6 protein-coding genes are annotated in these 5,879 nt (G+C 72.6%); 3 read left to right on the top strand and 3 right to left on the bottom strand.

Annotated elements, in window-relative coordinates; all coding sequences use genetic code 11:
- The first annotated feature begins 95 nt into the window (after window positions 1–95).
- Entirely contained in the window at window positions 96–1,064 is a 969-nt protein-coding gene (locus tag ACFWP5_RS51565; protein WP_384174118.1) for an NAD(P)-dependent oxidoreductase, read from the top strand.
- Between the two features lie 114 nt (window positions 1,065–1,178).
- Window positions 1,179–1,856 (top strand): DUF4232 domain-containing protein, encoded by a 678-nt coding sequence (locus ACFWP5_RS51560; RefSeq protein ID WP_384174116.1) that lies wholly within the window; start codon window positions 1,179–1,181, stop codon window positions 1,854–1,856.
- Window positions 1,857–1,865: 9 nt separating this feature from the next.
- Here ACFWP5_RS51560 and ACFWP5_RS51555 read toward each other — a convergent pair whose 3' ends face one another.
- Both ACFWP5_RS51555 and ACFWP5_RS51550 read right to left on the bottom strand, forming a co-directional pair.
- A complete protein-coding gene (locus tag ACFWP5_RS51555; protein ID WP_384174113.1) occupies window positions 1,866–2,489 on the bottom strand; it encodes an ATP/GTP-binding protein in 624 nt (207 codons plus the stop codon).
- Complete coding sequence (locus ACFWP5_RS51550; RefSeq protein WP_384174110.1) at window positions 2,470–2,775, bottom strand: DUF742 domain-containing protein; 306 nt, start codon at window positions 2,773–2,775, stop codon at window positions 2,470–2,472. Before ACFWP5_RS51550 ends, ACFWP5_RS51555 begins: the two co-directional genes overlap by 20 nt.
- Window positions 2,776–3,037: 262 nt before the next feature.
- Between ACFWP5_RS51550 and ACFWP5_RS51545 the strand changes: the two genes are divergently transcribed.
- Window positions 3,038–3,265: a hypothetical protein gene (locus ACFWP5_RS51545; RefSeq protein WP_384174107.1), complete on the top strand. Its 228-nt coding sequence runs from the start codon at window positions 3,038–3,040 to the stop codon at window positions 3,263–3,265.
- 519 nt (window positions 3,266–3,784) lie between these two features.
- Here ACFWP5_RS51545 and ACFWP5_RS51540 read toward each other — a convergent pair.
- Entirely contained in the window at window positions 3,785–5,557 is a 1,773-nt protein-coding gene (locus ACFWP5_RS51540) for a helix-turn-helix domain-containing protein (RefSeq protein ID WP_384174104.1), read from the bottom strand.
- Window positions 5,558–5,879 lie beyond the last annotated feature (322 nt).

Here is a 5,879-nt window from a genome sequence, read left to right as displayed (position 1 = left end):
GTGGAGTTTCCGGCTGGGCGCCAAGGCCGGTGAACGCGGCGCCGAAGAGGCCGCGCACACAATCCGGTTGGCCGGGCGCGCGCCACCCTGGCACCCTGGTCCTCGACAACACCGTCGAGGACGAAAGCCGAGACATGACCACCGAAAAGCTCACCGTAGGCGTCCTGGGCACCGGCATCATGGGCGCCGCGATGGCCCGCAACCTCGCCCGCGCCGGCCACACCGTCCACGCCTGGAACCGCACCCGCGCCAAGGCCGACCCCCTGACCGCCGACGGCGCGCACGTCGCCGACACGGTGGCGGAGGCCGTACGCGACGCGGACGTGATCCTCACGATGCTCTACGACGGCGACACCGTGCTCGACGTGATGCGCGAGGCCGCCCCCGCCCTGCGCCCCGGCGCCGCGTGGATCCAGTCGACGACGTCGAGCCTCGAATCGGTGGGCGAACTGGCCGAGTTCGCCAACCGCCACGACCTGGTCTTCTACGACGCCCCCGTCCTCGGCACCCGCCAGCCCGCCGAGGCCGGTCAGCTGACGGTCCTGGCGGCGGGTCCGGAGAGCGGCCGCAAGACGGTGACCCCGGTCTTCGACGCGGTCGGCGCCCGCACGATGTGGGTGGGCGAGGAGGGCGCGGTGGCGACGGCGACCCGTCTGAAGCTGGTGTCCAACAGCTGGGTGCTGGCGGTGACGAACGCGGCGGGCGAGGCGCTGGCGTTGTCCAAGGCGCTGGACGTGAACCCCCAGAGCTTCCTCGACCTCATCGCCGGCGGTCCCCTCGACATGGGTTACCTGCACGCCAAGTCGGCCGCCATCCTCAACGACCAGCTGACCCCGGCGAGTTTCGCGGTCACGACGGCGGAGAAGGACGCCCGGCTGATCGTGCGGGCGGGAGCGGCGCACGGCGTGCGGCTGGACGTGGCGGCGGCGAGCGCGGAACGGTTCGCGCGGGCGGCGGCGCAGGGGCACGGGGACGAGGACATGGCTGCGGCCTACTTCGCGAGCTTCGAGGCGGGGGCAGGAGCGGGCACGGAGGCGGCCGAGGACGGGACTTCGGGCGACTGAGCGTCACCGTTGCGTCACAGGTGGTGCGCAGGCGGAACCCTGGGTGCGGCTCGCCTGTCTCCCTCCGCGAGGTCGGCGAAGGCCGGTCCGTGCACAGCGAGTTCGGGGGACGTCATGCAGAAGAGCAGCATCCGTAGGGGCGCGATGGTGGTGGCCGCGGTGTCGGCGGCGGTCGTCATGACGGCGTGCCGGCCGGGCGACTCGACGACCGGGTCCGACGCGTCGTCGAAGACACCGACCGCGACCGCCTCCTCCCCCGCCTCCTCCGGGTCCACCGGATCGACGGGCACCTCCGGGTCGACGGGCACCTCCGGGTCCACGGGATCGTCCGGGTCCACCGGAACAGCGGCGAAGACCTGCGCGGCGGCGGCCCTGAAGGCGACCGCCTATCAGGCCGCCGATCGCCCGGCCGGGACCGGGACCGGGGCGGCGATCGTCCGGTTCACCAACACCGGCGCCAAGCCGTGCGTCCTCCAGGGCCATCCCACGGTCGCCGGCGCTGCGAACGGTTCCCCGGAGCTCAACGTCCCCCTCCAGGTCACCCCCGTCGGCTCCGCCTCCCCCGTGAAGCTCGCCCCCGGTGCCCAGGCCTGGCTGAAGCTGACCTTCGTGCAGGTGCAGGGCGAGGGCGACGGCTACTGCAAGTCCGGTTCGGCGCCGGTGGTCTACCCGACCATGGTGATCGGCCTGCCGGGTTCCGGGGCACACCAAGTCGCCCTGGACGACGGCCAGTTCGCGGAGTGCGACGGCACGCTGACCGCGACGGCCGTATCGGCGGTGAAGCCTTCCTGACCCCGTGCGTCAGCGGGCGGCGGACGCCTCCGCCGCCAGCCCGCGCATGACGTGTTCGAGCAGCGCGAGCAGCACCGTCTTCACCGACTCCCTGTCGCAGGCGTCGCACAGCACGAGCGGTATGTCGGGGGCGAGGTCGAGTGCGGCGCGGATCTCCTCGGGGTCCTCGTCGCAGCGGCCGTTGAAGCAGTTGACGCCCACGGCGAAGGGGATGCCGCGGTGCTCGAAGAAGTCGACGGACGGGAAGCAGTTCTCCAGCCGCCGGGTGTCGGCGAGGACGACGGCGCCGAGCGCGCCGCGGGACAGGTCGTCCCACATGAACCAGAACCGGTCCTGCCCGGGGGCCCCGAAGAGGTAGACCACGAGGGCCGAACTCAGCGTGATCCGGCCGAAGTCCATGGCGACCGTCGTCGTGGTCTTCCGCTCCACCCCGGCGAGGTTGTCGACACCGACGCTGGCCTCGGTGATGAGTTCTTCGGTACGCAGGGGCGTGGTCTCGCTGATCGCGCCGACGAGGGTGGTCTTGCCGACGCCGAAGCCGCCCGCGACAAGGATCTTGGCGGTCGCGGCGTTGGGCGCGACCGCGGTGGCGCGGGAGTGGGCTCCGCGGGGGTCAGATTCTGCGTATGCCATCGATCACTGCCTGGAGGAAACGGGCGTCGGGGGTACCGGCCGCGGCGGGCGGGGAGACGGAGACGAGTTCGTTGTCCAGCAGGTCATCGAGGAGTACCCGGATCACCGCGACGGGCAGGTCGAGCCGGGCGGCGACCTCCACCAGCGCGGTCGGCGTACGGCACAGGGCGAGCAGCCGGTTCTGTTCGGGCTGGAGGCGCTGTTCGCGGGTGGGCGGCCGGACGGTGCTGATCAGGGTGATCAGTTCGATACCGGAGTGGAAGGCCGGGGTCCGGCCGCCGGTCACCGTGTACGGGCGGACGAGCAGCGCGGGGTCGGGAAGTCCGCAGAAGACCCAGCCGCACCGGAGTCCGCGGCGAATCCAGCCGCACGAGGGCCCACCGAGGACCCAGCCGCACGGAAGTCCGCGGAGGGCCCGGCCGCACGGGAGTCCGCGGCGAGTCCGGCCGCACGGGAGTCCGCGGCGAGTCCGGCCGCACCGGAGTCCGCGGCGAGTCCGGCCGCACGGGAGTCCGCCGAGGCTCCGGTCTCGCGGGAGCCCGCGAAAGGTGCCGTGTCGCCGGGACCCGTACTGGTCGAAGAGCGCGTACGAACCGCTGACCCACAGCAGCACCAACGCCGTCGCCGGCACCACCGCGAGCGTGATGAGCGAGGCCCGGATACTGTGCCCCCGCCCGGTCCTCGCGCCCGCTCCCGCCGGTGCGGACGTACCCCGATGTCGGCTCACCGCGCCCACCGGCGCCCGTCGGCACCGCAGAGAAGAGGAGCTGCGGTGAAGAACCGCGACACCGGCGTTATCCTTTCCGGGGTGGCACGCGACGTATCGAGACGGGCCGGCAGACACGTCAACACGCCTGCACATACTGGGGAGTTGACGGCGCAGCACGCCAGGAACACCAAGGACACCCTGCGGATCTCACGACGGGCGCCCGAGCCTCCCGCGCAGTTGGATAGGTATGAAACCTAGCCATCCCACCCGGGGCAAGGGACCCCACAAACCCGCCAGGCGCACAGGTTCAGGCCACTCGGTTCACTATGCGCGTAGACAATCCGAACCCGCTCACCCCCAACCCCTCGGCCACAAAGACGTTTTGGCTGACTACCCACGGTGAGGTGAGGGGTAGAGGGTGGTTCGGGTGACGCCGGGGGCGGGACGGGGGAGATGGGGCGGAGGTCCGAAGCGGAGGTCGCTGTGACCTAGTTCACAGCATAAACACCCTCCACGCACACCAACTCCATCGGCCTCCGGGGCTGTTGGGCAGGCGCCGTACGGAACGCCCCTCATTCGGCCCCGCTCACCCCCGCCCCGGCGCCCCCAACAACCCCTCGCTCTGCGCCCCCAGCCACGTCATCCCGTACGACTCCGCCCCCCGTGACGCCTCCCGCAGCAGCCGTACCGCGTTCGGCTCGCTGCCCGGGCCGCCCACGCGGCGCACGGCGCGGGCCTGGGCCAGGCGGAGGCGGGCCAGTTCCGGCTGGGAGGAGCGGGCCGGGACCGCAGCCTGGCGGAAGTGTTCGAGGGCGGTCTCCGGTTCGTTCGCGGCGAGGGCCAGGACGCCGCAGGCGCGGGCGGTGGGGCCGACGAGGACCGTGGGCCAGCCGCCCAGGGCGAGTTGCTGGCCGTCGTGCGAGGCGAGGCGCGCGCGGAGCGTGGGCAGCACCGGCGCCAGCTCGGCCTCGAATCCGCCCTCCAGGTCCAGCGCCGCGCAGACCTCCGCCAGCAGGACCAGCACGGGTACCGCCCAGCCCGACGGCGGGAAGCGGTCGACGTCGGCGACGCAGCCGAGGAACAGGTCCGCGCCCTCGGCGTGCTGCCCGGTCTCGCACAGGGCGAGGGCCAGTCCGGCCCGCCAGATCGGGAAGTAGGCGTGGCGCTCGACGTCGCCGGCCAGGTCGGAGGTGAACAGCTCGGCCAGCCGGCCCTGCTGCCTAAGCAGCCAGTAGGCCTGGCCGAGGCGGGTCTGGGTGAGGTTGTCCGCGGGCACGGCGTAGTCGGCGCGGAGCAGTTCGATGAACTTCAGCGACTCCACGAAGATCCACTCCGCGGCGGCGTCGAACCGGCCGTGCCACAGGTCGAGCAGGGCGTCGAGGGTGTGCCGCTGCCACAGGGCGAGGGCGCTCTGGGTCTCCGCGGCGTGCTTGCGGTACTGGTTCGCGGTGGCGAGGGCGCTGAAGATCCTGCCGTTGCGCAACTGGTCGATGGCGACGGCCATCAGGGCCTCACCGCGGAAGTACGGCGAGTCGTGCCGGGCCGCGGCCTCGCGCAGCTGCTCGGAGAGCGTCAGCGACTCGGGGGCCGGTATGAAGTCGTAGCGTGCCCAGCGGCACTCGGTGAGAACCTCGCAGCGCACCTCGTCGTCGCCGTCGACGGGTAATCGGCGCAGCGTGTCCTCGGCGAGCCTCGCTCCCTCGGCGGGTCCCGCCAGTCCCGCCGCGGTGTCCTGACTGACCGCCAGCGCCATCTTCTTCGCCAGATGCGCTTCGAGCCGTAGCCGCAGACCCGCGGCCTCCGCGCCGCCGTCGCCGTCCAGCGCGGCCAGGCACCCCCGGATCGACTGCAGCAGCTCACGGTCGACCTGCCCGGGATCGGACCAGCGGCGCGCCATCCTGATCACGGCCTCGGCCTGCGCCCGCGGGTCGCCCTCGGCGCTGCGGTAGGCGGCCGTGTAGTGCCGTTCGGCCTCCCGCATCTCGCCCGCGGTATGGCTGAGGTCACCGCGCCTCAGCAGCCGCCGGAACTCGGCGCGGTCCGGCCCGACGGCCGGACGCCCGTCCTTCTCCGGCGACTTGACCGCCCCCGACGCCCGCTCACCCGCCCCGCCCCGGACCGCCTTCGGTACGGCGTCGGAACCGGGCAGCGGCGCCAGCCCGACCAGCGCCCCCTTGGCACCCAGCACCTCGTCGCACAGCTGGGCCAGCTCCAGGGACGCCCTGCGGCGCCCGTTCTCGACGCGGCTCAGGAAGCTGCGGCTGCAGTACACCTTGCCGGCCAGCTCACTCAGCGACATGCCGGCCGCGATGCGGCGCCGGCGTAACTCGGCGCCGAATCCGTCGTACTCGATGGCCATCCCCCCAACAACACACCACCCGAGCGGTGTTGCCAAATACCCGCTGGCAACACCCGACCCCTCCGGACCGGCCCGATGACCGGGGAAGCTGTCTGTGCCGGAGCCTACGGGCACGGGGGCGCGCCCCATGGGGGAACGGGCGCACTGATCATGCCTTCGGACGAACCCGAGGCGCGTGCTGCGGTCGATAGGCCGGGGGCATTCGACCGCAGCACATCCGGCGCCGATTCCCCCGTGTTCCACGGGGGGGCACCGACGAGCTGAACGACGACGGGGGAATGGGGGGTCCACGGTCCGGGGCGCGCGGGGGTGCGCTCCGGAC

It is taken from the genome of Streptomyces sp. NPDC058469, from assembly GCF_042721125.1.
Classification (GTDB): Bacteria; Actinomycetota; Actinomycetes; order Streptomycetales; family Streptomycetaceae; genus Streptomyces.
The sequence above is the reverse complement of the archived record's forward strand: the minus strand, read 5'-3'. Positions and strand labels throughout refer to the sequence as shown.